23 protein-coding genes, 16 tRNA genes and 1 pseudogene are annotated in these 25,013 nt (G+C 36.6%); 22 read left to right on the top strand and 18 right to left on the bottom strand.

The window, feature by feature from the left end:
* Positions 1-176: 176 nt before the first annotated feature.
* From obgE to hpt, 3 genes are all read right to left on the bottom strand, one after another.
* Positions 177-1,160, bottom strand: a complete 984-nt coding sequence (gene obgE / locus KKI44_RS20915) for a GTPase ObgE (RefSeq protein WP_076392153.1) — start codon at positions 1,158-1,160, stop codon at positions 177-179.
* A gap of 80 nt (positions 1,161-1,240) precedes the next feature.
* A complete protein-coding gene (locus KKI44_RS20910; protein ID WP_214588974.1) occupies positions 1,241-1,822 on the bottom strand; it encodes an adenylate kinase in 582 nt (193 codons plus the stop codon).
* 138 nt (positions 1,823-1,960) lie between these two features.
* On the bottom strand, positions 1,961-2,515 hold the full coding sequence (hpt, locus tag KKI44_RS20905) for a hypoxanthine phosphoribosyltransferase (RefSeq protein ID WP_214588973.1): 555 nt from the start codon (positions 2,513-2,515) through the stop codon (positions 1,961-1,963).
* A gap of 287 nt (positions 2,516-2,802) precedes the next feature.
* Between hpt and KKI44_RS20900 the strand changes: the two genes are divergently transcribed.
* Both KKI44_RS20900 and KKI44_RS20895 read left to right on the top strand, forming a co-directional pair.
* Positions 2,803-3,594, top strand: a complete 792-nt coding sequence (locus KKI44_RS20900) for an FkbM family methyltransferase (protein ID WP_214588972.1) — start codon at positions 2,803-2,805, stop codon at positions 3,592-3,594.
* A gap of 6 nt (positions 3,595-3,600) precedes the next feature.
* Entirely contained in the window at positions 3,601-5,079 is a 1,479-nt protein-coding gene (locus KKI44_RS20895) for a lipopolysaccharide biosynthesis protein (RefSeq protein WP_214588971.1), read from the top strand.
* On the opposite strand, the gene KKI44_RS20890 is transcribed toward KKI44_RS20895, so the two are convergent.
* The 4 genes from KKI44_RS20890 to KKI44_RS20875 all read right to left on the bottom strand — a co-directional run bounded on the left by KKI44_RS20890 (position 5,072) and on the right by KKI44_RS20875 (position 9,762).
* Positions 5,072-6,139, bottom strand: coding sequence for a hypothetical protein (locus KKI44_RS20890; RefSeq protein WP_214588970.1), 1,068 nt, complete (start codon positions 6,137-6,139; stop codon positions 5,072-5,074). The genes KKI44_RS20895 and KKI44_RS20890 overlap by 8 nt on opposite strands.
* Positions 6,140-6,318: 179 nt before the next feature.
* Positions 6,319-7,173 carry a glycosyltransferase family 2 protein gene (locus KKI44_RS20885; RefSeq protein ID WP_214588969.1) on the bottom strand — a complete coding sequence of 285 codons (855 nt, stop codon included), beginning with the start codon at positions 7,171-7,173 and terminating at the stop codon, positions 6,319-6,321.
* Between the two features lie 88 nt (positions 7,174-7,261).
* Positions 7,262-8,662 (bottom strand): aspartate ammonia-lyase, encoded by a 1,401-nt coding sequence (gene aspA / locus KKI44_RS20880; RefSeq protein WP_214588968.1) that lies wholly within the window; start codon positions 8,660-8,662, stop codon positions 7,262-7,264.
* Between the two features lie 71 nt (positions 8,663-8,733).
* The gene (locus tag KKI44_RS20875; protein ID WP_214588967.1) at positions 8,734-9,762 is read right to left on the bottom strand and encodes an N-acetylmuramoyl-L-alanine amidase; all 1,029 of its coding nucleotides are present in this window, start codon (positions 9,760-9,762) and stop codon (positions 8,734-8,736) included.
* A 136-nt stretch (positions 9,763-9,898) separates the two neighbouring features.
* Between KKI44_RS20875 and KKI44_RS20870 the strand changes: the two genes are divergently transcribed.
* The 12 genes from KKI44_RS20870 (at position 9,899) to KKI44_RS20815 (ending at position 12,535) form a co-directional block, all read left to right on the top strand.
* A tRNA-Ser gene (locus tag KKI44_RS20870) sits at positions 9,899-9,983 on the top strand.
* An 18-nt stretch (positions 9,984-10,001) separates the two neighbouring features.
* Positions 10,002-10,076, top strand: a tRNA-Pro gene (locus tag KKI44_RS20865).
* A 49-nt stretch (positions 10,077-10,125) separates the two neighbouring features.
* Positions 10,126-10,199, top strand: a tRNA-Arg gene (locus KKI44_RS20860).
* Positions 10,200-10,377: 178 nt separating this feature from the next.
* A tRNA-Met gene (locus KKI44_RS20855) sits at positions 10,378-10,447 on the top strand.
* 178 nt (positions 10,448-10,625) lie between these two features.
* Positions 10,626-10,695, top strand: a tRNA-Met gene (locus tag KKI44_RS20850).
* Positions 10,696-10,873: 178 nt separating this feature from the next.
* Positions 10,874-10,943: transfer RNA gene (locus KKI44_RS20845), tRNA-Met, on the top strand.
* Between the two features lie 178 nt (positions 10,944-11,121).
* Positions 11,122-11,191, top strand: a tRNA-Met gene (locus KKI44_RS20840).
* A gap of 178 nt (positions 11,192-11,369) precedes the next feature.
* Positions 11,370-11,439 (top strand) — tRNA-Met (locus KKI44_RS20835).
* Positions 11,440-11,617: 178 nt separating this feature from the next.
* Positions 11,618-11,687 (top strand) — tRNA-Met (locus tag KKI44_RS20830).
* A 178-nt stretch (positions 11,688-11,865) separates the two neighbouring features.
* A tRNA-Met gene (locus KKI44_RS20825) sits at positions 11,866-11,935 on the top strand.
* 178 nt (positions 11,936-12,113) lie between these two features.
* Positions 12,114-12,183: transfer RNA gene (locus tag KKI44_RS20820), tRNA-Thr, on the top strand.
* 282 nt (positions 12,184-12,465) lie between these two features.
* Positions 12,466-12,535 (top strand) — tRNA-Met (locus KKI44_RS20815).
* Between the two features lie 76 nt (positions 12,536-12,611).
* On the opposite strand, the gene KKI44_RS20810 is transcribed toward KKI44_RS20815, so the two are convergent.
* Positions 12,612-12,860: a hypothetical protein gene (locus KKI44_RS20810; protein ID WP_214588966.1), complete on the bottom strand. Its 249-nt coding sequence runs from the start codon at positions 12,858-12,860 to the stop codon at positions 12,612-12,614.
* Between the two features lie 193 nt (positions 12,861-13,053).
* Complete coding sequence (locus tag KKI44_RS20805; RefSeq protein ID WP_214588965.1) at positions 13,054-13,419, bottom strand: hypothetical protein; 366 nt, start codon at positions 13,417-13,419, stop codon at positions 13,054-13,056.
* 168 nt (positions 13,420-13,587) lie between these two features.
* On the opposite strand from KKI44_RS20805, the gene KKI44_RS20800 reads away from it, so the two are divergent.
* The 6 genes from KKI44_RS20800 (at position 13,588) to KKI44_RS20775 (ending at position 14,452) form a co-directional block, all read left to right on the top strand.
* A tRNA-Pro gene (locus KKI44_RS20800) sits at positions 13,588-13,662 on the top strand.
* 8 nt (positions 13,663-13,670) lie between these two features.
* Positions 13,671-13,744 (top strand) — tRNA-Arg (locus KKI44_RS20795).
* A gap of 47 nt (positions 13,745-13,791) precedes the next feature.
* The gene (locus KKI44_RS20790; protein ID WP_214588964.1) at positions 13,792-14,046 is read left to right on the top strand and encodes a GIY-YIG nuclease family protein; all 255 of its coding nucleotides are present in this window, start codon (positions 13,792-13,794) and stop codon (positions 14,044-14,046) included.
* Positions 14,029-14,098 (top strand) — tRNA-Thr (locus KKI44_RS20785). The genes KKI44_RS20790 and KKI44_RS20785 overlap by 18 nt, the downstream gene beginning before the upstream one ends.
* 47 nt (positions 14,099-14,145) lie before the next feature.
* Positions 14,146-14,400, top strand: a complete 255-nt coding sequence (locus KKI44_RS20780; RefSeq protein WP_214588963.1) for a GIY-YIG nuclease family protein — start codon at positions 14,146-14,148, stop codon at positions 14,398-14,400.
* A tRNA-Thr gene (locus KKI44_RS20775) sits at positions 14,383-14,452 on the top strand. Before KKI44_RS20780 ends, KKI44_RS20775 begins: the two co-directional genes overlap by 18 nt.
* Positions 14,453-15,074: 622 nt before the next feature.
* Here the strand turns inward: KKI44_RS20775 and KKI44_RS22885 are convergent.
* From KKI44_RS22885 to KKI44_RS20745, 5 genes and pseudogenes are all read right to left on the bottom strand, one after another.
* Positions 15,075-16,019: pseudogene (locus KKI44_RS22885) on the bottom strand (recombinase family protein); the annotation flags it as partial.
* A 49-nt stretch (positions 16,020-16,068) separates the two neighbouring features.
* The gene (locus KKI44_RS20760) at positions 16,069-16,485 is read right to left on the bottom strand and encodes a recombinase family protein (RefSeq protein ID WP_214588962.1); all 417 of its coding nucleotides are present in this window, start codon (positions 16,483-16,485) and stop codon (positions 16,069-16,071) included.
* Positions 16,486-16,590: 105 nt separating this feature from the next.
* The gene (locus KKI44_RS20755; RefSeq protein ID WP_214588961.1) at positions 16,591-16,809 is read right to left on the bottom strand and encodes a hypothetical protein; all 219 of its coding nucleotides are present in this window, start codon (positions 16,807-16,809) and stop codon (positions 16,591-16,593) included.
* Positions 16,810-17,046: 237 nt separating this feature from the next.
* A complete protein-coding gene (locus KKI44_RS20750) occupies positions 17,047-19,224 on the bottom strand; it encodes an ATP-binding protein (RefSeq protein WP_214588960.1) in 2,178 nt (725 codons plus the stop codon).
* Between the two features lie 345 nt (positions 19,225-19,569).
* Positions 19,570-19,854 carry a hypothetical protein gene (locus KKI44_RS20745; protein ID WP_214588959.1) on the bottom strand — a complete coding sequence of 95 codons (285 nt, stop codon included), beginning with the start codon at positions 19,852-19,854 and terminating at the stop codon, positions 19,570-19,572.
* 377 nt (positions 19,855-20,231) lie between these two features.
* On the opposite strand from KKI44_RS20745, the gene KKI44_RS20740 reads away from it, so the two are divergent.
* A complete protein-coding gene (locus KKI44_RS20740; RefSeq protein ID WP_214588958.1) occupies positions 20,232-20,474 on the top strand; it encodes a hypothetical protein in 243 nt (80 codons plus the stop codon).
* A gap of 4 nt (positions 20,475-20,478) precedes the next feature.
* Entirely contained in the window at positions 20,479-21,306 is an 828-nt protein-coding gene (locus KKI44_RS20735; RefSeq protein ID WP_214588957.1) for an SOS response-associated peptidase, read from the top strand.
* Between the two features lie 102 nt (positions 21,307-21,408).
* Here KKI44_RS20735 and KKI44_RS20730 read toward each other — a convergent pair whose 3' ends face one another.
* The 4 genes from KKI44_RS20730 to istA form a co-directional block, all read right to left on the bottom strand.
* Entirely contained in the window at positions 21,409-22,101 is a 693-nt protein-coding gene (locus tag KKI44_RS20730; protein ID WP_214588956.1) for a hypothetical protein, read from the bottom strand.
* 5 nt (positions 22,102-22,106) lie between these two features.
* On the bottom strand, positions 22,107-22,583 hold the full coding sequence (locus KKI44_RS20725) for a hypothetical protein (RefSeq protein ID WP_214588955.1): 477 nt from the start codon (positions 22,581-22,583) through the stop codon (positions 22,107-22,109).
* Positions 22,584-22,741: 158 nt separating this feature from the next.
* Positions 22,742-23,566: an IS21-like element helper ATPase IstB gene (istB, locus tag KKI44_RS20720; protein WP_084106828.1), complete on the bottom strand. Its 825-nt coding sequence runs from the start codon at positions 23,564-23,566 to the stop codon at positions 22,742-22,744.
* An 11-nt stretch (positions 23,567-23,577) separates the two neighbouring features.
* Positions 23,578-25,002: an IS21 family transposase gene (gene istA, locus KKI44_RS20715; protein WP_180268491.1), complete on the bottom strand. Its 1,425-nt coding sequence runs from the start codon at positions 25,000-25,002 to the stop codon at positions 23,578-23,580.
* Positions 25,003-25,013 lie beyond the last annotated feature (11 nt).

Genomic DNA, 25,013 nt, shown 5'->3' with positions numbered 1-25,013 from the left:
TGAGGGAAACCTCACCTTAAAACTATCGTTTTGAACATTAATCCTATTGCTGAAAAGTTGATCTCCACCAGTGCTTTTGTCCTCTTCGGATTAACATCCATAATTTATTAAAATATATCCTGAATTTCACCAACTATTTTTCAGTACATTACCTATTTTTATGTGTCGGTTAAATTCTACCCATGCAACTTCTTCCAGATCACATCTTTCAGTTCCATAAGACCTTCTCCGGTAACGCCTGAGAAAAATAAAGGCTGTCTGTTTTCCGGAAATTCTGCGGAAATTTCTTTCCTCAACTCTTCATCCAGAAGATCGGACTTTGAAATGGAAATAATAAAATCTTTATCCAGCAATTCAGGATTGTATTCCTTTAATTCATTTTCCAAAATCTTAAATTCCTGAAAATGATCTTCAGAATCTGCAGGAATTAAAAACAACAGGATGGAATTCCTTTCAATATGTCTTAAAAAACGGTGTCCTAAACCTTTACCTTCCGCTGCTCCTTCAATAATTCCCGGAATATCTGCCATTACAAAAGACTTGTAATTTCTGTAATCTACAATTCCAAGATTAGGGGTTAACGTGGTAAAAGCATAATCTGCAATTTTAGGTTTAGCCGCAGAAACAGAAGATAATAAGGTAGATTTTCCTGCATTCGGAAATCCTACAAGACCCACATCAGCAAGAATTTTAAGCTCAAAAACGACGTATCCTTCCTGTCCATCCATTCCCGGTTGTGCAAATCTTGGAGTCTGGTTGGTAGAAGATTTGAAGTGTTCGTTTCCTTTTCCTCCCATTCCTCCTTCCATCAGGATAATTTCCTGACCGTCTTCCAGAATTTCACCAATGATCTCGCCATCTTCATTTTTAGCAATCGTTCCGATAGGAACCTCAATATAGACATCGGCTCCGTAAGCTCCTGTTAACTGATTCTTTCCTCCGTTTTCACCACGCTCCGCTTTTACGTGTCGCGTGTAACGCAGAGGAAGCAAAGTCCATTCGTTGGCATTTCCTTTCATGATGACGTGTCCTCCTCTTCCTCCGTCTCCTCCATCCGGACCGCCTTTAGGAATATACTTTTCGCGGCGGAGATGCGCAGAACCTGCTCCTCCATGACCGCTTTTACAATGAATCTTTACGTAATCTACAAAATTTGACATAATTTTAATTCAAGGTTTTATGTTGAAGGTTCAAAGTTTTAACCTTGAATTTGGAACTTTGAACCTTGAATCAAAAATTTTTACTTTTGAAACTTCTCTACTTCAGCGAAAAGTTTTTCAGAGATTTCATTGATGTCTCCGACACCGTTGATCTCTACATATTTGCCCTGCTGCTTGTACAGCTCGGCAACTTCTGCTGTTTTTGTGTAGTACTCTTTTATTCTGTTTTGGATGATCTCTACATTGCTGTCGTCTGATCTTCCGCTGATTTCTCCTCTTTTCAGCAATCGGTCTACCAAAATTGAATCTTCAACCACCAAAGAAAGACAAACATCAATTTTATCGTTCAATTCATCTTTTACAATTTTCTCCAGTGCTTCCGTCTGAACAGCCGTTCTCGGATAACCGTCGAAAATGAATCCTGCTGCATCGGTAGGTTTTCTGATCTCATCGATCAGCATATCCGTTGTTACCTGATCCGGAACCAATTCTCCCTTATCAATGTAAGATTTTGCTAATTTTCCAAGCTCGGTATCATTTTTCATATTGAATCTGAAAAGATCACCTGTTGAGATTTGTTTCAGATTGAATTTCTCGATCAGGTTTTGTGCTTGTGTTCCTTTTCCACTTCCTGGAGGACCAAACAGAACGATGTTTATCATAATGTTGTTTTGCTTCCGGCAATCGGCACTGCTCTTATTGGCCTGCTTCCTGCTTTTAGCTGTTTTTAAGTTATTATTAAATTTATTACTTTATTTTACTTTTAAGCTAAAAGCTATCAGCTAATAGCCAACAGCGTTTTAATGATTGATTTGTCCGTCTTCCAACTGGTACAGATTAGGTAAGTTTCTTCCTAATTCATCATAATCCAGACCGTACCCTAAAACAAATTTATTTGGAATTTCTTTCCCGATATAATCCAGCTTGAAATCTTTCTTATACACTTCTGGTTTCAAAAGGAATGAAGCTATTTTTACAGATTTTGGACGCTGTGTCTCGTTAAAATACTTGAACAGACTTTCTACTGTATTTCCGGTATCTACAATATCTTCTACCAGAATGATGTGACGGTCTTTTACATCCTTTGTCAGCTCCATTTTCTGGTAAACAATTCCTGTAGATTCTGTTCCCACATAAGAACTCATCTGGATAAAAGCAATCTCACATGGTCCGGAATAATGCTTCAGAAGGTCTGAGAAGAACATAATTACCCCATTCAAAACACCTATGAAAACAGGAACTTCATCTTTATAATCTTCATAAATCTTTAAAGCCGTAGCTTTTACAATCTCCTGAATCTCGGCATCCTCCAGATAAGGAACGAAAGTTTTGTCGTGAACTTTAATACTCTCCATAAAAAATTTTAGTAGGTGGCAAAGTTACGGATTTTTGACGAAAGTTTTTAATGGATAAATACTAAGAGTTTTTAAAATCATTTACTTTTTTCATTCCAATCCGTTATTATACAAGCCATTAGAAAAATATGAAAAATACTGCTGAAAAACAAAAGAACTGATTTAAAATTAAATCTAAATTAAAAAAAATACACAAAACACTAAATATCAAATATTTACAATCTTATTATTTTAACATTGTTTTAACCATTTTTCTTATATTTGCTGATTAGTCCAAAAATCCTACAATGTCTCTGTACCAAAGAATCGCTGAGAAGCTGCAATATATAAGCCCGAATTTTTATAAAAAAAGATATTTTAAAAGTTTAAATAATCTTACCAAAGATAATTTTTCGTCGCGGAATGTAGAGCCGGAACTGGTCTGGATTAAAGAGTTTTTGCCTAAAAATGCTGTTATTCTCGACATTGGAGCCAATGTAGGAACTTTCCTTTATCAACTGGAAAACAAGCTGGATCATGAAAACATCTATGCTTTTGAACCCAATAAAAAATTATACCGCCGCCTGAAAAGATTATTTCCCGCAATGCGCATTTTTCCTCTGGCGCTTTCTGATGAAAACACAACCGCAGAATTTAAAGTTCCGGTGATTAACGGAAAAATGGTTGCTTCAAGAGGTACTCTGAACACCGATTATAAAGAAAAAGGCGAAGAAAAAAGCTACACCGAAAAAGTAAAAGTGATAAAGCTGGACGAATGGGCAGCCATTGAACATTTCAAAAAACTGGATTTTATTAAAATTGATGTGGAAGGCAATGAAATGAAAACCCTTAAAGGAGCAAAACAAATCATCAGTAAGTTTTCTCCTACTTTAATGGTGGAAATGGAACAGAGACACCACCACACTCCGATTTGGGATAAAATTTCAGAAGTTGAATCCTGGGGTTATGATGCAAATTATCTGAACAGATACACTTTTGAGCTTAAAAAATTAACGGAAGAAATTCTTTTAAAAAATATCAGCGACGAAAAAAATAAAACGGAATACATCAACAATATTATTTTTATTCCAAAAAACTAATAAAAGATGAGCGTAGTAGCAAGGCAGGGCTTTAAATATTCCATCATTGGATATATTGGTTTTTTACTGGGAACGGTTTCCGCAATTTTTATTTTTCCGAACGACTTTGAGTTTTACGGAAAACTACGATATATTCTTCCCAGCGCGGAATTTCTGGTTCCGTTTGTGGTGATGGGAATTTCCTATTCCAATGTAAAGTTTTTTCATAAAGTGGATCAGGACGGCAAAAAGCAGAATATGCTTTCCCTTTCTTTACTTGCTGTTTTTATTAATTTTCTTATTTTTTCGTTAATATTTTTCATCCTGCCTTACGTTTATCCTAAATTTAAACTTACGGAAGCCTGGAGAGCGAAGGAAATCATTTTACCACTGGTTCTTATCCTTTCCTTTTGTGCCATTTTCAACAAATACACCTCCAATTACAAGAGAATTGTAGTTTCTAATATTTTTGACAATCTTTTTCCGAAAATTGCCAATTTAGGAGCCTTCTGTCTTTTTTTCTACTTTGCTGCATCACAGAAAACTGCATTTGCCTTTTTCTTCGGAATTTTTGCTTTAATGCTTTTCGGATATATCCGTTATACCAATAAACTGGACAAAATCAATCTGGATTTCAGTACAGATTATTTCAAGAAAGATGGTTTCTGGAAAGAATTTTTCAACTACAGTTTTTTCGGTTTTTTAGGAACTTTCGGAAATTACTTGGCCATCAACAGCTTAATGATCGGCGAATATCTGGGAATGGAGGAAAACGGAATTTATGCTACCCTTTACGCTTTGATTTCCCTGATTTCTATTCCTCAGCTCGGATTGTTTAATGTTTCTGCGCCCATTATCAGCAAAAATCTTGCAGACGGCGACATGGAAGGTTTAGATAAATTTCATAAAAAAACATCGCTTACGCTTTATTTCCTAGGGGCTGTTCTGTTTTCCTGCATCGTGGTAGGATTTCCTTATTTAACGTATTTCATGCCGAAAAATGGAATTCTTCTAAGAGAATATCAACCGGTTGTATGGATCTGGGGATCAGCCGTTCTGGTAGATTTAGCAACAGGTTTTAACGGAAATATCATTTCCCTTTCAAAATATTATAAATTCAATATTGTTGTCATGCTTTTACTGGCGGGACTTACCATTGGGCTGAATCTTTATTTTATTAAAAATACAGAACTAAAATTAAGCGGAATTGCTTTGTCTACCGCGATTTCTCTTACCACCTACAATGTCATCAAGATTATTTTCAACTATGTGATGTTTAAAGTGTCTCCTTTAACGATTGAAATGATTTTTGTATCCATTATCTGTACTTTAGCAGTTACGGTTGCCATTGTTTTGCCGAATTTCGACAGTAATTTCATCAACATGATCTACAAACCTACTATTGTTCTTATACTGATCTTTATTGGAAATTATTTCACTAAGATTTTCCCTATAGAAGATTATTTGAACAAAAATTTTATTAAAAGTATTTTTAAATTTAAATAGAAATCAACTCTTTTAGAAGCTTTTCGAGTTTTTGCTGAACAGATTTTTTATCGAAATCTTTTTGAAAATCGAATTGACTGTTTTTAAGTGATTTAAACTGCTCCAGAATATCTTTTTGCTCAGGAATAATAAAGTTTAATTTCGATGCATAATTCGAAGGAAAAACAGCCTGTTTCCCGAATTTGATGGCATCTCCCAGATTTCCCGTCATTTTTGTTTTGCCGTAGATTTCTTCCTGACTGAAAAACTGAGTTTTCTGCTGAATCGGGCACCATAAAACGTCTGCTTTATTCATCCAGTTTTCGAAATCTGTTTGAGTAACCCTCTCTGAAAAATAGGTAATATTGATATATTTCAATGAACGTTCTAAATCAATAATCTCTTTTAATTCTTCATTTTTTGCTTTTCCTAAAAAGACAAATTGAATAAATTTATTTTCAGGATCTGAATGTTCATTTAACTTTTCAAGATTGTTTATGATTGAAAAAACTCTTTTATAATCTCTTCTTTGCTGGGAAACTCCACCCGGAATTACAATGGTTAACACTTTATTCTCCGGCTTTTTAAAATTTTTGGTGTAAAAAAGAGGCAAGAATGTATATCTTTCAGAACTCAGTTCTTCATCCAAAACCAATCGTTTTTTTGCTGTCTGATAGACTTTTGATGCATTTAACAAACCTTCTTTCCACAACAATTTCAGTCTGTATATCTGATCTTCTTTGAAAATACTTTTGATAAGGCTGAACTTTGAAGATTTCATAAAGTTCATATTGTGAACGATTACGGAAGCTTTGTATTTTTTTACAATGGCAAGAAAGGTGTTGAAATAACGGTGAACCGTTCCGATGATAATTACATCATATTTTTTTAAATTCAGCTGATCCAAAATCATGGAACTGTCCGACAGAAAAATATTCTCTCCGGATTCAAGGATCTGATCTTTTATTTTTTTTGAAAAATAATAATCTACGGTAAATTCTCCGGAACCGCTCATTACATTCATAAAATCCTGAGCAATTTCGGCGTGGGTATCAATTTCTATGTAGGCTATTTTTTTCAAAGGTTTTATTTTTAGAAATTTTTACGCAAAGATCAAAAAGTTTTTGTTTCACTTTACATTTATTTTCGTTCGCAAAGGTACTTCGACAAGCTGCTCAGCATAAACTATTCACTCAGCAGAGAACCCAAAGTTTTTTTTAGTAATAACGAATTGCGGACAACTACATTTTATTTAATTCATTACATTTTAAGCCACTTTTTCTTCAGCATATTCCAACGCTGGTTGTTGATGGCTTTCTGTTCTTCTGTTGAAATTTTCAGTTCTAAGTTTTGAGAACGGCAGTTTTCATATGATTTAATCATTGAAAAGAAAAACGCAGCCGATTTGCTTTTCATGGCTTCTTTTGAGGAAGCGATGTAAGCTAAAAACCGGTTCAGTCCTAAAAAATAAAAATATCTTCCGTAATAATCTGCGGGTTTTATGGTATAATCAGCTCCTTTCACTTTAATTAATTTCACATGAAGTTCCGGCAGAACAACTTCTTTCCAGCCCAGATTTTCCAGCAAAATGGCATCAATATTATCCCATCCCAATGTTTCCCGAATGCCTTTCATTTCAATAAAACTTTCTTTTCGGTATGCTTTCATCGGACCTCGAACATGATGTTTGTTGGAATTTCCTTCGTAGATCCACTCTCCGTCTTTTTCAACATACAGTAAACCGCCAACCAATCCGTATTTTGGATTATTTCTGAAAGCATTTTCTACCGTTTCAAGATAATTTTCAGGTAAAATGACATCCGCATCAAATTTGCAGATGATCTCAAACTCTTCTATATTCTGAGTATTTAAGCCATTTTTAAAAGCATTAACGACTTTGGAACCTGGTTGGTGCGCAGATTTCTGAAGATCAATTGTTTCAAATCTGGAATCGTGATCTGTGTATTTTCTGATGACTTCTGATGTTCCGTCTGTAGAACCGTCATTAACAACCACAACTTTAAAATCCTTAAAACTCTGCTGTTGTAAAGAATCTAATGTAAAAGGAAGATTGTTTTCTTCGTTATGCGCAGGAATGATGATTAAAAATCTCAAAAGAAAAGTATAAATGATGAATAATAAGCGATACTTGATAAAAAACGTCGTATTCTTAGTCAACATCAGGTATCGCTTACCGTTATTTTTATTTATTGTGCGGTTTCAGCATATTTTTAGGATCAAGAATTTCATCCAGTTTTTCCTGAGAAAGAAGTTCTTTTTCCAATACTAAATTATACACGCTTTTTCCTGTTTCCAAAGCTTCTTTGGCAATCGCTGTCGATTGTTTATAGCCGATGTAAGGATTTAAAGCCGTTACAATTCCGATGCTGTGCTTCACCATATTCAGGCAAACCTCTTTATTTGCCGTAATTCCGACGATACATTTTTCGCGAAGCGTATCCAGAGCATTGCTTAAAAAGTGAATATTTTCCATGATCGCGTGAGAAAGCACAGGTTCCATAACATTGAGCTGTAACTGTCCTGCTTCTGCTGCAAAAGTTACCGTAAGATCGTTTCCGAAAACTTTAAAACAAACCTGATTCACCACTTCCGGAATCACAGGATTTACTTTTCCCGGCATAATGGAAGATCCCGGCTGCATCGGAGGTAAATTGATTTCCGATAATCCGGCTCTCGGTCCTGAAGCAAGTAATCTCAAATCGTTACAGATTTTTGATAATTTAACAGCAAGACGTTTCATCGCTGAGGAATAGATCACATAAGAACCCGTATCTGGTGTAGCTTCCACCAAATCCGGTGCAGAAACTATAGGAAAACCTGTTAATTGCGCTAAATTTTTCGCGCAGAGTGTTGCGTATCCAACCGGAGCGTTAATTCCCGTCCCGATCGCAGTGGCTCCCATATTAACTTCTACGAAAAGATTAGCATTGTTATTTAATTTAGAAATATCTTCTTCCAAAGTAGCTGCAAAGGCTTCAAATTCCTGTCCCAAAGTCATCGGAACTGCATCCTGAAGCTGTGTTCGTCCCATTTTGATGACATCCTGAAATTCTTTCCCTTTCGCTCTGAAAGCTTCAACAATTTTCTCCAGTTTTTCTACAAGAGAAATGTTCATCTGCAACAGTCCCATTTTAATTGCCGTAGGATATGCATCGTTGGTAGACTGGGAAAGATTGATATGATCGTTGGGTGAACAGAATTCGTACTGTCCTTTATTTTTCCCGAGTTTTTCCAGAACACGGTTGGCAATTACTTCATTGGCATTCATATTAATGGAAGTTCCTGCTCCGCCCTGAATCATATCTACCGGAAACTGATCGTGCAATTCTCCGTTAATTAATTCATCACAAACTTCAGCAATGGTAAAATATAAATTTTCATCCAGCAGACCCAGCTCATAATTGGTTTTGGCTGCCGCTTTTTTTACGAAAGCCAATCCTTTGATGAACTCGGGATATGAAGATAAAAGCTGTCCTGAAATTTTAAAATTATTAATCGCTCTTTGTGTCTGTACTCCATAATAAGCATTCACCGGAACCTCTAATACTCCCAGCAAATCACTTTCTTTCCTGAAATTTTCCATTACAGATTTTTTAATTATTTTGAGACTTTAAAGATAGCAAAAACGCACCGAAACCGATGCGCTTTCCTTATTTATTTTGTAGGATATTTTACGTTTAAAGCCTGCAATATGGAGAAGGTTTCCGCGTCCATTATTCCGTCGTAATTTTGTGGTCGGAAGTGATACTGAAATGCTTCTATTGTTTTTTTGGTGGCATCATCCCATTTACCGCTCAGATCCAATGCGTAACCGAATTTCTGCAGCTGCGTCTGAACATTAAAAATAAACGTCGGATCGTTGTATTTTGACTGAAAATCCGTAGATGTCGCCAGATCGTAGAAACTTTGCTTCACGGCATCGTCATACCACATTCCGATCTGGTATTCGTCGTATAATTTTTTCCATGGAAATAAAGGTCCCGGGTCCTGTTTTCTTGTAGGGGCAATATCTGAATGTGCCAGAATATTGGTTGCCGGAATATTATATCTCGCCACAATATCTTTCACCAAAGCGGCTACTTTTTTTACCTGAGTTTCATCAAAAGGCATAAAAGTTCTCTTTCCTGCAGCGTCTGTAGTGAATCCTGAATTTACAATCTCAATTCCGATGGAAGTATCATTAAGGTTTTTATCGGCTCTCCACGCGCTTACTCCGGCGTGATATGAACGTTTATTTTCATCTACCAACTGATAAATTTCATTATCTCCTGTATTATTTACCAAATAATGTGCACTTACCGCCTGTTGAGATAATACGGTAATGGATTTATCATCCGGTAAAGCCGTATAATGCAAAATTAAATATCGTTGTCTGAAATTCTGTGCAATTGCAGGGAAATAAGTTTTCACGACTTTATAACCTGCAGGTTTTGCTGAAACGATAGAACCATAACTTGCCGTGTTATCATTTTTAGTAATATCTGCAATATTGGTTGTAAAAAATTCTACTCCGTGTTCAGAAGTAATTTTAGGTTTTGGCTTATCATTACCCGAAGTCTGAGTGGCAGTTTTCGGCTGTACTGCGGGAGTTCTCGGGATGTACTGTTTTTTTTTAGCATTTTGCTGAGAAGTACAGGAAAAAATCAAAGAACTTAATCCGATGATATATAATGTATTACGCATTTGTTTACTTTTTTTGTTGTTTATTACCTCAAAAATACACAAATTTTTCTTGAAAAATATTTGGTAAATAAAGAAATCTGTTCTATATTTGCACTCGCAATAAAGGAACAACGATCATTAAAAAATAAGATAAACAGGAGGGTTGCCGGAGTGGTTAACGGAGCAGTTTGCTAAACTGTCGACGCGAAAGTGTCGCAAGGGTTCGAATCCCTTACCCTCCGCTTTTCTATATATCTTTTCGGGGCGTAGCGTAGTCCGGTCATCGCGCCTGGTTTGGGACCAGGAGGTCGCAGGTTCGAATCCTGCCGCCCCGACTTTTTTAACGCGTTTATTTACTAACTAAGCGGGAATCAACTTTATAATGGGTGCGTAGCTCAGCTGGATAGAGCATCTGCCTTCTAAGCAGACGGTCAAAGGTTCGAATCCTTTCGCGCTCACAGAAACCTCATAGCTTTTTGTTATGAGGTTTTTTGTTTATGTTAGTTTTTGTGCAACTTCTAAAGCTAAAGTCCGAACGATTGTTTATTCAGAAAGTTTTGATTCTAAAAATAAAGCTTATAAAAGAGAAAGGGAATAAAATCATGGAAAAGCAGTTCCAAAATTCAAAAACTAATTGAGAGTTCAGCCGGATAGAGCATCCCGATCATAATCGGGACGGTCAAAGGTTCGAATCCTTTCGCGCTCACAGAAACCTCATAGCTTTTTGTTATGAGGTTTTTTGTTTATGTTAGTTTTTGTGCAACTTCTAAAGCTAAAGTCCGAACGATTGTTTATTCAGAAAGTTTTGATTCTAAAAATAAAGCTTATAAAAGAGAAAGGGAATAAAATCATGGAAAAGCAGTTCCAAAATTCAAAAACTAATTGAGAGTTCAGCCGGATAGAGCATCCCGATCATAATCGGGACGGTCAAAGGTTCGAATCCTTTCGCGCTCACAGAAACCTCATAGCTTTTTGTTATGAGGTTTTTTGTTTATGTTAGTTTTTGTGCAACTTCTAAAGCTAAAGTCCGAACGATTGTTTATTCAGAAAGTTTTGATTCTAAAAATAAAGCTTATAAAAGAGAAAGGGAATAAAATCATGGAAAAGCAGTTCCAAAATTCAAAAACTAATTGAGAGTTCAGCCGGATAGAGCATCCCGATCATAATCGGGACGGTCAAAGGTTCGAATCCTTTCGCGCTCACAGAAACCTCATAGCTTTTTGTTATGAGGTTTTTTGTTTATGTTAGTTTTTGTGCAACTTCTAAAGCTAAAGTCCGAACGATTGTTTATTCAGAAAGTTTTGATTCTAAAAATAAAGCTTATAAAAGAGAAAGGGAATAAAATCATGGAAAAGCAGTTCCAAAATTCAAAAACTAATTGAGAGTTCAGCCGGATAGAGCATCCCGATCATAATCGGGACGGTCAAAGGTTCGAATCCTTTCGCGCTCACAGAAACCTCATAGCTTTTTGTTATGAGGTTTTTTGTTTATGTTAGTTTTTGTGCAACTTCTAAAGCTAAAGTCCGAACGATTGTTTATTCAGAAAGTTTTGATTCTAAAAATAAAGCTTATAAAAGAGAAAGGGAATAAAATCATGGAAAAGCAGTTCCAAAATTCAAAAACTAATTGAGAGTTCAGCCGGATAGAGCATCCCGATCATAATCGGGACGGTCAAAGGTTCGAATCCTTTCGCGCTCACAGAAACCTCATAGCTTTTTGTTATGAGGTTTTTTGTTTATGTTAGTTTTTGTGCAACTTCTAAAGCTAAAGTCCGAACGATTGTTTATTCAGAAAGTTTTGATTCTAAAAATAAAGCTTATAAAAGAGAAAGGGAATAAAATCATGGAAAAGCAGTTCCAAAATTCAAAAACTAATTGAGAGTTCAGCCGGATAGAGCATCCCGATCATAATCGGGACGGTCAAAGGTTCGAATCCTTTCGCGCTCACAGAAACCTCATAGCTTTTTGTTATGAGGTTTTTTGTTTATGTTAGTTTTTGTGCAACTTCTAAAGCTAAAGTCCGAACGATTGTTTATTCAGAAAGTTTTGATTCTAAAAATAAAGCTTATAAAAGAGAAAGGGAATAAAATCATGGAAAAGCAGTTCCAAAATTCAAAAACTAATTGAGAGTTCAGCCGGATAGAGCATCCCGATCATAATCGGGACGGTCAAAGGTTCGAATCCTTTCGCGCTCACAGAAACCTCATAGCTTTTTGTTATGAGGTTTTTTGTTTATGTTAGTTTTTGTGCAACTTCTAAAGCTAAAGACCGGACGATTGTTTATTCAGAAAATTTTGATTTTAAAATTATAGCTTATAAAAGAGAAAGGGAATAAAATCATGGAAAAGCAGTTCCAAAATTCAAAAACTAATTGAGAGTTCAGCCGGATAGAGCATCCCGATTGTAATCGGGACGGTCAAAGGTTCGAATCCTTTCGCGCTCACAGAAACCTCATAGCTTTTTGTTATGAGGTTTTTTGTTTATGTTAGTTTTTGTGCTGCTGCTATATTCTTTTTTTCTAAATCTTTAAATGAATATTATGTCACTCCTGCGAAATCTTACAGGAAAGATTAAGGAAACATTTATCGGATCATAGAGGATTTACTTCAAAAGCTAAAAACCGGACGATTGTTTATTCAGAAAATTTTGATTTTAAAATTGAAGCTTATAAAAGAGAAAGGGAATAAAATCATGGAAAAGCATTTTCAAAATTCAAAAACTAATTGAGAGTTCAGCCGGATAGAGCATCCCGATCATAATCGGGACGGTCAAAGGTTCGAATCCTTTCGCGCTCACAAAAACCTCATAGCTTTTTGTTATGAGGTTTTTTGTTTATGTTAGTCTTTATGCGTTACTGCCAATCTACATCACTCAAACGTCATACAGAACAGAAACATCAAATGGAAAATTAATTTTGATTAAGGAATCCGAAGCTTCTAATTCATGAAAAACAATATTTCCACCTCTTAATAAAGATATTGATTTTACTAAAAAAGCATTCTCTTTTTTATTGTTACTTGTAAAAATCTCATTGATAATTTTCCACTCTTTTTTCTTAAAGGTCTTAAGATTTATCACAATTGATTCAATTCGTAAAAATGATTCTTCATCGATCTTCACGCAATAATACGTTTTCTCATGAGTCCTAAAGTTTTTGTGAATACAATGAAATAAATATACATCCTTTTCAAACGAAACTATTGATGTGATAATATCGTCATACCAATCAATTATATGTAACTTATTAATGGTCATCCACTTAACTTATTTTTTAAATCTCAGATCATGCATTTTTTTCCTCCGAGTTATGAATTTAGATGCTCTGAAATCCTTTGATATAAAAAACAGATTCAGAAAAATGATAACCAACCATTATCATCAAGCATTTTTTACCATTTCTGATATAAACAACTTTATCCTGAAATATGTAAAATAAATCTTTTCTGACATTCAGTCTGCATTCATCAATTTTTATTTCTAACAATTCCTGTTGTAAATTTTCACCTATATTTTCAATTCCGTATTGATAGAAATTTTTATTGGAATGATGTTCTAAAGTTCTTATGTTTTTAGCTTGTATCGTAGAAAAAGCTTTACAGAGGTTTTGCTCCATATAAAAATTAGAGACAAATGAAATCACAAGCAAAAGAAGAAAAAAAAGGAAAACTTTATTTTTCATTTAAGTTTTATCTAAAATAATGGTTCTGAAACAGGTAAAGGTAATGAAAAACGGCATTAAAAAAATTAACCAAAAATTATTTCAGTTTTACTTTCATAATTCAAAAAAAGTTTATACATTTGCAACCACAAAAAACAAGGTAATTCTTGTTAATAAGATGACCTCAATCGGGGCGTAGCGTAGTCCGGTCATCGCGCCTGGTTTGGGACCAGGAGGTCGCAGGTTCGAATCCTGCCGCCCCGACAATTTTAGGGTGCGTAGCTCAGCTGGATAGAGCATCTGCCTTCTAAGCAGACGGTCAAAGGTTCGAATCCTTTCGCGCTCACTTAAGCCTCATAACAAAGTTATGAGGTTTTTTGTTTACATTAATTTATGTGCTACTGCTATATTCTTTTTTCTAAATCTTTACATAAATATTATGTTGGACATTCCTGTGAAATTTTACAGGAAAGATTAAGGAAACATTTATCGGATCATAGAGGATTTACTTCAAAAGCTAAAGACTGGATGATTGTTTATTCTGAAAATTTTGATTCTAAAATTGAAGCTTATAAAAGAGAAAGGGAAATAAAATCATGGAAAAGCAGTTCCAAAATTAAAAAGCTAATTGAGAGTTCAGCCGGATAGAGCATCCCGATTGTAATCGGGACGGTCAAAGGTTCGAATCCTTTCGCGCTCACTTAAGCCTCATAACAAAGTTATGAGGTTTTTTGTTTACATTAATTTATGTGCTACTGCTATATTCTTTTTTCTAAATCTTTACATAAATATTATGTTGGACATTCCTGTGAAATTTTACAGGAAAGATTAAGGAAACATTTATCGGATCATAAAGGATTTACTTCAAAAGCTAAAGACCGGATGATTGTTTATTCTGAAAATTTTGATTCTAAAATTGAAGCTTATAAAAGAGAAAGGGAAATAAAATCATGGAAAAGCAGTTCCAAAATTAAAAAGCTAATTGAGAGTTCAGCCGGATAGAGCATCCCGATTGTAATCGGGACGGTCAAAGGTTCGAATCCTTTCGCGCTCACCTCTTGGTCTTTAAGATTTTTCAAATCTTGAAGACCTTTTTTTTTATCCTCTAAACCACTATTAGTAAGGCTTATAAGCTGTAAAAATGAATTTGAAATTGGAGTTCGAAAATTTCTGCCATCAAACTCTAATTTACCATGATAAATCGAACTCGCTATTTTTCGCTTATCCTCAATATCACTATTTTTATACCTTTCGGAGATTCCTGAAATAGCATCAAGTGCCTTTTTCAGCTTACCCGGTATATCATTATCCTTGGATGCCCTAGTTAAAGATTTTAAAGTTTCTTCAAGCTCTTCTAACTTTTTACGACATTCGACTTTTACTTCTGCATAATCTTCCTCATCAAGTCTGTCTGTCAAAAACAGATCACGCGCCTTAGCCTGCTTAAGATTTAGCTTTTCTATTTCTTCTACAATTTCCTTCCGTTCATCATCGATTGAACCGCAATATCTTTTATAGTTCTTCAACAACATCTTACCTAATTGTTCCCTCATCCCTACCTTAATGTCAAATCGCTTCAATTCATCGATAAAACTATTATTTATAGCTTCCGAGTTATGCCGAAATCCACATTTAGAATTACAGTGATAATAGCTATAATATTTTGTATTTCCTTTCGACCGACTTGCCGTTAGATGGCTTCCACATCTTGGACAGACCAGTACTCCTCGAAGTGGAAAACTTTCATTGTTGAGAACCTTGTTTTTGGAAACTTCTACATTTGATCTTCGGCTCTTCCCGTCTAGTACGTCCTGCACACGGTAAAATAATTCTTCATCAATCAGTGGCAAATGCTTACCTTTTACAAAGTGTGCTTCCTCATTCTCATGTTCTGGAATAAATACCTTACCTACATATACAGGATTTCTTACAGCTACCATAAATGCATTCCTGGTAAGGTTTTTTCCCTCCCTTTTATTCATTAGTAACCGAACATGCTCAGAAGGTAATTTTCCCTTTACAATTTCATTAAAGGCCCATATAATATTTTCAGCCTCTGGATACTTTACGCCTATATATTTTGTCCCATCTTCCGTACACCTATTAATATATCCATACGGTGGCAATCCCATTATCCTTCCCTCCTTTCTTGCCCTTCTCATTCCATTAAAGACATTAATTGCCCTTCTAAGATTTTCGACTTCAGGTGTGGACAAATATACTCCCAGAACAATTCTATTCTCGGGAACACGTAAATCCAGGGGCTGTTCAATGGCTTGTGGCTCTACTGATAGCCTACCAAGTTCCTTGATCATTTGATAAGCATCCCCGGTATTCCTGCTGAAACGATCCCATTTGGTAAACAATAACAATCTTGCCTCCCTTGCCTCTTTTTTCCTTTTCTTTAGACCATCAAAATATTTCGACCATTCTGGTCGTTCAAAGTTTTTTGCGGAATGATCCTCAAAAATTGTCTGGCCAATCGTTAGTCCCATCCGCGTACAATATTCTCTCAACCGCTCAGCTTGATCACGTTGAGAGTATCCTCTTTCAGCCTGTTCATCGGTTGAAACTCGAATGTACAGGTCTGCTACTCTTATCAAACTATTTTTATTATACATACAAAGTAATTTTATCCATTATTATTTAATAACCTCACAAATTAGCACCCTATATCAATAGTTGTGAGAAACTACCCAGCACAACCGCCTTGTAAATATTAATTGGCTCTTTGTCTGCTAAGGATTTGGGATAAATCATAAATCTTTCAAGATGCTCTATCATATTATATGCTTGCGCACTATTCCGGCTAAAACGATCCCAACTGGTAAACAGCAGAAATCTTGGTTCACTTTTAGAGTTTTGTGTATCTTCAACCCAAGACTGATACTCACTCCATTGTAATCTATCAAAACTACCCGCTGATCCACGATCAACCACAATTCTCCCGATCTCTAATACCTTTTCCAGACAATAATTCTCTAGTTGGTACAGCTGGTCCTGATACAAAAAGTCGCCGTTGGAATCATGCAATGCAGGTATCCTTATATAAAGGTCAGCAACCTTTATAGGTACATTCTCATTCATTAGGAATTTAATTTAAATTATTATACAACTGATCAAAAACACCGATACAACAATCTGATTAATAATAATTTACACTATGTAGCGGTATAACAAAATTACAAAAAATTATTGGGGCAAGAAAAATTCCTTAATAGTAATTCTTACAAGAAGCTCCAAAAATTGTAGCATTTCAACAGCTTCAGATTCTGTTGCTTCTATTCCTGACTTGCGTAAAGTAGCCATAAAATCCTCAATGGGCGTTTCCTCCAATTCAATGAATGTCGAAAATTTTAACATCTGACTATTCATCGATTTCACCTTTTTATTTGAAGTCTTATTTTTCATATAGCATATCATTTGTCAACTGCACACGAGTTTCTGTTCAGCTGCAAATTATTTATGCCATGATATAATCAGTACCTATTTGGATCTGACTTTCCTTAGTCGTCCTATCCATTCCTAGTTAGCAGTATTCACAATTTAATTTTTTGAGAGGAAAATTAAAAGGCCAAGAAAAATTCTCGGCCTCTATATTTATAGTTGTGAACTAACAAACGAATCTAAAATTCTATCACAAAAAATTTAAATTGTGGGGTTTTTAAACTCTACACAAAAAACTGTACCTACTTTCATTTCGCTCTCTACAGTAACAACGGCATTGACTTTATTAGCAATCTGCTTCACTATAGAAAGACCAATTCCAGAGCCTTCATATCCCTCTGTATTTGGCAGTCTATTAAAAATCTCAAAAATTTTATCACCGTGCGTTAGATCCATTCCGATACCATTGTCTTTAATATAGTAAAATATGGAAATCCCATTCCTTACACTGTAAACCTCAACCTTCGGGTACATTTCCTTGCTACTATACTTAATGGCATTACCGACAAGATTTAGAAATAGCTGATAAATCAATGTCCTCTCCCCCATGATTGGAAGCGTTTCACCCATAACAAATTCAAGATTTTGCACTTCATACTGTTGCCTACAGGTTTCTACAATATTTAATATCTTCGACTGTGGGTTTATCGATTCAAGCACAAATTCGACATTGTTTACCTTTGACATCTTATAAACCTTATCCATCATATCGGCCATGAGCTTGGTACTATCGAGGATATTCTTCATGGATTTTAGCAGCACTTCATTTGATACTTCTTTTTTATATAATATCATCTGCGCAGTTAATTGGATGGTTGTCATTGGGTTTTTAAGATCGTGGGTTAAGGTATAACCAAACGTATCAAGTGCATTATTGGACTGAACCAGCTTTTTATTCAGTTCATCAATTTCTCCACCTCTCTGGGCGATAGCCTGCCGAATGCTGTGTGCAATATTCTCAATGAAAATAATTTCAGAGGAACTCCACTTTTCGGCTTTTCCTCTTGTAATTTTTTTCCATGCTTCAAATGAAGATCGTGGAGATGGAAAGGAGATTTTTCTTTCCTGGTCAACATTCATTACCTTCTCAGGCTTCCCCGCCCATGTTTCTTCTATAATCCGCTCTTTTCTAAAAATATAAAGGTACCAATTGTTACTGGGTAAAATACTGATACGAATTACTCCGGGAAACAATGACGTTTCAAGTGTCATTCCTTCATACAGAAATTTATCTGTGTAAAAGAACTCTTCGTCAGACAATCTATTTTCTATCTGCTTAATATACTGCTTGCCCGGAACCTCGCCTATTGCTTTTATTCCACGGTCATATTTGATTATCAAGCCTTGCCCATTTACAAGCTCCATGATCCTGGCAGCATAATTTTCTAGGACTCCGTATAGATCACGCTTGATAAGTAGATCACTTTTCAGATCCCTTTCCAACTCAGCTAAGCCCTTCTGAAAACCTACTCGTTCTTTCTGAAACTCCGCCAGATAATAATTTACCGCATACTGCGTGAGAAAGACAGATAAATGTCTCTGGGAAAGGTCAACATGCTTGGGAACCCTGTTCTGGCAAGCAACCAGCCCCCATAGTTCACCCTCAACAATAATACTAAAACTCGCACTGGCAGCCACTCCTGCATTTCTGAGATATTGAAGATGCAAAGGTGAAAGTGCCCTAACACTACTCTTGCTAAGATCGATCTCTTCCGCTGCACGCCCAAAAACTTCAAAAGTGTCTCCGTCGATATCCGCCGTGTGCCGTGCATGAAAAACTTTGTAAAGCTCTCTCGCTTGGGACGGTATATCAAATTCAGGATACCTAAAGCCGAGCAAAGATTCCAGATCAGCACTTTTGCTCTCTGCGATAACTTTACCACTTTTATCTTCCAAAAATTGGTAAACCATTACCCGGTCGTAACCAATAATTTCTTTGATCAGTTCAGTAAGCGCCTGCCATGAAGTGTTCCCCAGACTTTGATCTTCAATATACTTGGCATAATAATATAGTTTGGTAGTTTTAATAGATTGGGGGTTACATTCTTCGATTTCAAGATATAACTTCCCCTTGTCCTTATACAGACTTAGAAAATATTTTTTATTATTGATTGTGACACGTTCCACAAATCTGTAAAATATCTTTCCTGAGATTTGCTCTTCAATTTTTTCACTTGTAAGTTCAAGCTCAGGAACCACAGTTTGTAAAATGGAATCAACTTTTAAACCCAAAATCGATTGCAAATCCTGACCTGTAATATCAGGACAATTTTCACTGGCTGCGATACATACGTTGTTTTCAAATATGATGAGATATCCGAAATACTGTATTTTTCCACACAAATGGATCTTCTCTTCATGGCAACTGACTTCACGCATAATTTTAATATTTAAATGTACAAATATGGTAAAATCAACAGCTTCTCCCCCATCAACGATATCATATAGTAGCTAAGGTACTAAAAATATATTGACGTTTAGTTTACAATTGATTGTCGAATGATTTCTAGCATATTAACCCTGATAAAATTACTTTTACAACAATATCAAATATTTTTACAGATTCATTGCACTAGGAATACTTAAGTTTAAGGGATTTTACCAGAAAATAGTGAACAGTTGCAAAAAATTATAGAATTAATCGCATCCATCTTTCAGGAGCATCATTGCTACTATATAAATTTAATAAAGTTTTTAAATTTGCTGAAATAGTTAAGTGTGCTTTTAACTAACATTATATTTGCCTGTCACCTTCCATACATCTGATTTTTCGACACTCTCCAAGACCCATACTTTATCCGTTATTAAAGTTCCGGCAGCAGTACTGTAGAAAGCAACATAGAGAACAATTTGATCCTCATTGATAACCTCTATATTAGCGGTTGAAAGGGAGCCATCATTAAAATAGATAGATACGTCTAAATAGACGGCATCAACTGAAGGCCTAAAATTAAATCTACCCAAGCTGCCAACATAGATATGTGAATTGTCAAAGTTTATACTCTTCATAGCTAAAAAATTAAATGAGTTACAAAGTCTTAAAGGGCCGGGACAGATACCAGCCCAAAAAAAGAATTAATTTGAATTGATAATGGCATATAATCTGAACGGCACTCCATTTTAAAAGTTTTAATAATTTCATGTTAAAGGATCATTACTTTTAATTTACTGTCAGAAAGTCATTGAAGTTAAGGGTCAAAAATCCTTCAAGGTTTCTGTGCGCAAACATATTTTTTTTATACTATCAGGTTTCAACTGTTCTATTTGCATACCTTATTACCTCCAATTTACCAATAAATATAACAACACTATCTCTGATCAAAAATGATAATCGTTACATATGAATTTTAATCGGTAAATTTAATATAGTACAAATAAACACTGAAATGGGAAGCCTTTTTGAAAATAATAAATTCGAAATTGAAGTTCAGGGCGTGAAAATTGCTGTAATTGAGCATACGGTACATGATCAGCAAGTTTTTAGGCTGGTTTTTAGTGACAGCCGTAGCCCGTTGGTTATTTCAAGGGCAAAAACCTGGAATGGAGAAATCTGGACGAGCATTCCACAGGGACGACAAAAGGAAGCTGAGTTTTACGGCAAAGAAATAAATAAACACTTAAAAGAATAGAGCTATGTGTTATTATAATGGACAACGCGTATCACGGGAGGAATTCATAAGACTAATGGATCTTGAAAAAGCAGTTATGAACTATGACTTTCTGGATCAGGAAATACATGAAGGTTTTAATTACGGAAATATTGCGGTACTTAGACCCACAGAGGACAAGTGCAATTTTGATATCGTACAGATGGAATGGGGATTTATACCATCTTATATCAAAAATAGAGACGATGTAAAAAAAATGCGTTTTGGCTATAAGGACGGCGCAGGAAAATGGCATCAAGCTTACACCACATTAAATGCCAAAGGTGAGGAGCTTCTTTTGAAGGATGAAAATACCGGACGTGAGAAAATGTTTCGCAAGGCAGCGCTTGAAAGACGATGTCTAATTTTATCCAGCGAATTTTATGAATGGCGACATATTTACCGTCTGAACAAGAAAACAAACCAGCCCCTAAAAACAGCAGATAAATATCCATATCATATCGGATTAATAAATAAAGAATATTTTTTTATTGCTGCGATCTGGCAGAACTGGACTGATAAGGAAACAGGTGAAACAGTTGACACAGTTGCGCTTGTAACCACCGAAGCGAACTCTCTGATGAAGCAGATCCACAACTCAAAAAACCGTATGCCTACAATGCTTCCTGATGAACTCGCTTGGGAATGGATGATGTCAGATCTAACTGAAGAACAGATTACCGAATTGGCAACTTACCAGATCAAGTCAAGCGAAATGGAAGCTTATACGATCGAGAAGGAATTTAAGACCACCGGAACGCCAACAAAAGCGTTTGTGTATGAAGGCGTACCTGAACTAAATTATGAAGTATAAGCGCTAAATAAAAGAGGCATAAATGTTTTACAATATGCTTTTTACTTCCAAATTATATATAAAAAAACAAAAGCAGGTAACCCTGCTTTTGTCATTAAATATCTAAAGTCCTAGATACATTTTGAAATCAAAATGCTTCCTTGTTTTTGGGTCTAAAAGACGATTGTAACTTTGCGGTTTGCCGTCCCTTCCAACATATAGAGGAACGTAAAACGGGTTGAAAGTATTAACCTCCTCAAAACTCCAGTTAGGAAAGTTAAATTTACGTTTTGTAACCTCCATCATATAAAAATTGAGCAGAAAACGACTTTCCTTGTCCCAGACCGTTTTTTTGACCTTTTCATTAATTGTGGAAAAGTCAGATTCATTTGGATCATAATCCACCTGCAATTTAAATGCTTTGTTAAAACGTGCCAGAAATTCGGCAGATTTTTCATCGATATTTTCAGCAGTGATTTTTTCCAGCTCCTCCTGCAAGTCTGTTTCCAAAATTCCATAATCGTAACGTTCCGTAGAATCCAAAAACTCCAAAGCATTATCTTCCTTATCAAACAGTAAAAAGAATTTCTTATTACCATCAGCCATAACTCTAAATTCACTTTTCTCCTTGTGCTTTGTACAAGTCTTATGCGTATTTAGGTTTTGCTTGAAAAATTCATAATTCTGCAGTTCTTTCCTGACTGCCTCAAAATCATTGAGATTATAATTTGTTTCGACGATTTTAAAATTCTGCTGTCCCATTAAATTCATGTATATTATCGGAAATAAAATTAGTGTAATTTTTTTTATGTTCATGACTTTTAATTTGGAGTTCTATAAGCAGGTACACTCGTACCACCCAATTTTACCGCTGTATTAAATAGGTTTATGATTGAGGACGTCATAAAGCGAACCTTCATCAAACTCCCTTCCATTCTATACATACTGTAAAAATGAACAAGATCGATGTTTAAATTTCTAGCATATCCCATCAGTGGGCCTGTCAGATTAACCCCTGCAGGAGAAGCGATGATCATTACGCCGCCCGGAATTCCGTGCGTCAAATTATTGATTGATAATGCATTCATTTCTCGTTTTACCTGCGCAGTTGCTATTCCAATATTTCTAAAAGTATTCTTAACTTCATAAAATACGCCGTCAGGCACATAATTGGTATCGGTTGCCAATGGTGAGGTCGCATCAGGAACGGTACCGTAGTAATTTTTTCCGATCGTATTATCCTTTACATTAGGTCCAATATTAAACTGAGCCCAATCTATAAATACCTTTTCAAACATGTGCCCTAAATAATTTTCGTCAGTTCCACTCAGCTGTCCTCTTCCCCTTCCAAGAATGTACTGTGCATATATTTCCTTTGTTTGTCACTTCGCATTAGAATGCCTCCACTAGTTCGCATCAGAATGCCACCACTAATTTCACAAAAAAAACCATTATTCTATTCATTATTATTTTCATAATTTTCTTGATCTTCTGACTTTTTGGGTCTTCCCCTTTTTGATTTTTCCTTAGGGTCGTCTTCAAACATTCCGTTCAGTTCCAGGAGGTTCTTTATACGGTAACTGTTTCCATTTAGTTTGACGATTGTGGCATGGTGCACTATGCGGTCTATTATCGCCGATGCGATTACTTTGTCCCCGAAAAGTGTCCCCCAGTCTTCAAAGTTCCTATTTGTGGTAATGATCATTGAACCGTTTTCGTATCTTTTTCTGATGATCTCAAAGAAGTCTTCCATGCTGTACTGCGGCATTTTTTTGAAGCCCAGTTCGTCCAGTATCAGCAGGTCCGGTTTTAGGAACTTCTGGATGGTCGCAGCATAGGATCCGTCCGCACGGGAGGAATATAGCTTTTCGACCATTTCATTGGTATGGATGAAAAGTACCCGCTTACCTTTTTTTACAGCTTCCAGCCCGATTGCATGGGCCAGGTGCGTTTTTCCGACCCCCGGTTTCCCCATGAATACCACATTATGTTTCTGGTCTATGAACCGGCAGCTGGCCAGATCATAGATCTGCCTTTTGTCAACCTGGGGCTGATAGCTGAAATCATAACAGTCCAATACCTTCTGCGTGTCGAGTTTTGATTCCCTGAGCTTATTTATATATCCGTTGGTCTGCCTGTTGGCCATTTCATCCTCCACCAGAAGCTCAAGAAATTCAATGTAACCGATCTTGTGCTGTAGCGCGTACCTGTTACGCAGCTCGAGGTTCTGACAGATGGCCGCGAGTTTAAGAGTGCGGAGCTGTGTTTTTAGATTTTCCATATTTATATCCATTAATTTGTAAGAGTGTCATAATAACTGAGTTCGTGCTGAAATTCGTCCGAGAAGCCCATTGTCAGCACATCTTCCCGGGGCAGGTCGTACATCGCATTCTCGCATATCCGTTTGACCTGTTGGTAGCTTATGGCGTGAAAGTGCAGTGCGCGTGCACATGATCTTTCTATCTGGCCCAAAGTGAAGCGCTTTCTCAGCGCAAGTATACCCTGGGTCATCTTGCCCCAGTGCGTCGGCACTTCTTCCACAAGTCGATCAAACAGAGTGTACGCATTTGGACCTATCTGCCCCATCATTTCACGGTATTCTTCCTTGCTGACCATTCTCTTTTCCCTGGGGCGGTGCGCCGCAAGACTGACAAACATGCCTATGCTGTCGGATAGTTGGTGCATGGCGATCTGTCGTGAGCTGTCATAGATGCGAAGTATCGTACCGTTACTCTCCAGCCTTACATTCATGCCCATATAGTCAGCCGGAACCGAATAATAATTCTGCTTATAGGCGACATGTCCCATACGGTTTACCCTGCGGTGGCTGACATCCTGTATCTGGAAACGTCTGGAAGGCAGGGGCTGCAGCGCAGCTTTCTCCGATTCAAGAAAGATATCATGAGGCCTGCGCCTGGTGGTGCCGTGGACACGTTTATTGCATATTTCATCATTCCATACGCGCAGACCACAGATCAGGTCCTCATAGATTTTGCTTTCAAAGGCTTTCAGAAAGTTGTTCCTGACATATTTTATGGAAGACTCTACTTTACCTTTGTCTGTTGGCCGGCGGGGTCTGCAGGCAATACCCGCACAATGATAATAACTGAGAAATTCCGCATACTGTGCCTGTAGGGTGGGTTCGTAGAGATCTACCTTGGTTACACCCGAGCGCAGGTTGTCCAGCTTGACCATTTTTGGGACACCCCCAAAATATTCAAAAGCACTGATGTGGCAGTCCAGGAACTCCCGGACCTGTTGACTGGTAACAACCTTATAATAGGATTGCCTGCTATGGCTGAGTACCATACTGAACACCCAGACCTTAACACCACGGCCATTCCTGCGGAACTCACCAAAGTAGCCGAAGTCGACCTGTGCCTCTTCACCAGGAAGGCTGTGCAGCGGAACAAAACATTCTGCCCGCTTGAATTTACCAATGTAACGGGCGACACTCGAATAAGACAGGGTAAGCCCATGCTGCTGGATCAATTTCTGGTGGATCAGCAGTGCCGAAAGTCCACTGGCCAGATAATGCTCGATCTGTTCATGAAATACCTCAAGACCACTGGAACGGGACTGCTGCCTCGGAGCTGAATCTCCATTCAGCAGCGCTTTTTGGATACGCGAAACGGTCTTGCGGCACATCCCAAGTTCCCTTGAGATCTCCCGCAAAGATTTGCCGTGTTCCAAAAGTGTTTTTATCGTATTGTACATAGCCACTTTAT

Source organism: Chryseobacterium sp. ZHDP1 (genome assembly GCF_018603435.1).
GTDB lineage: Bacteria > Bacteroidota > Bacteroidia > Flavobacteriales > Weeksellaceae > Chryseobacterium > Chryseobacterium indicum.
This window is presented reverse-complemented; position numbering and strand designations above follow the sequence as displayed.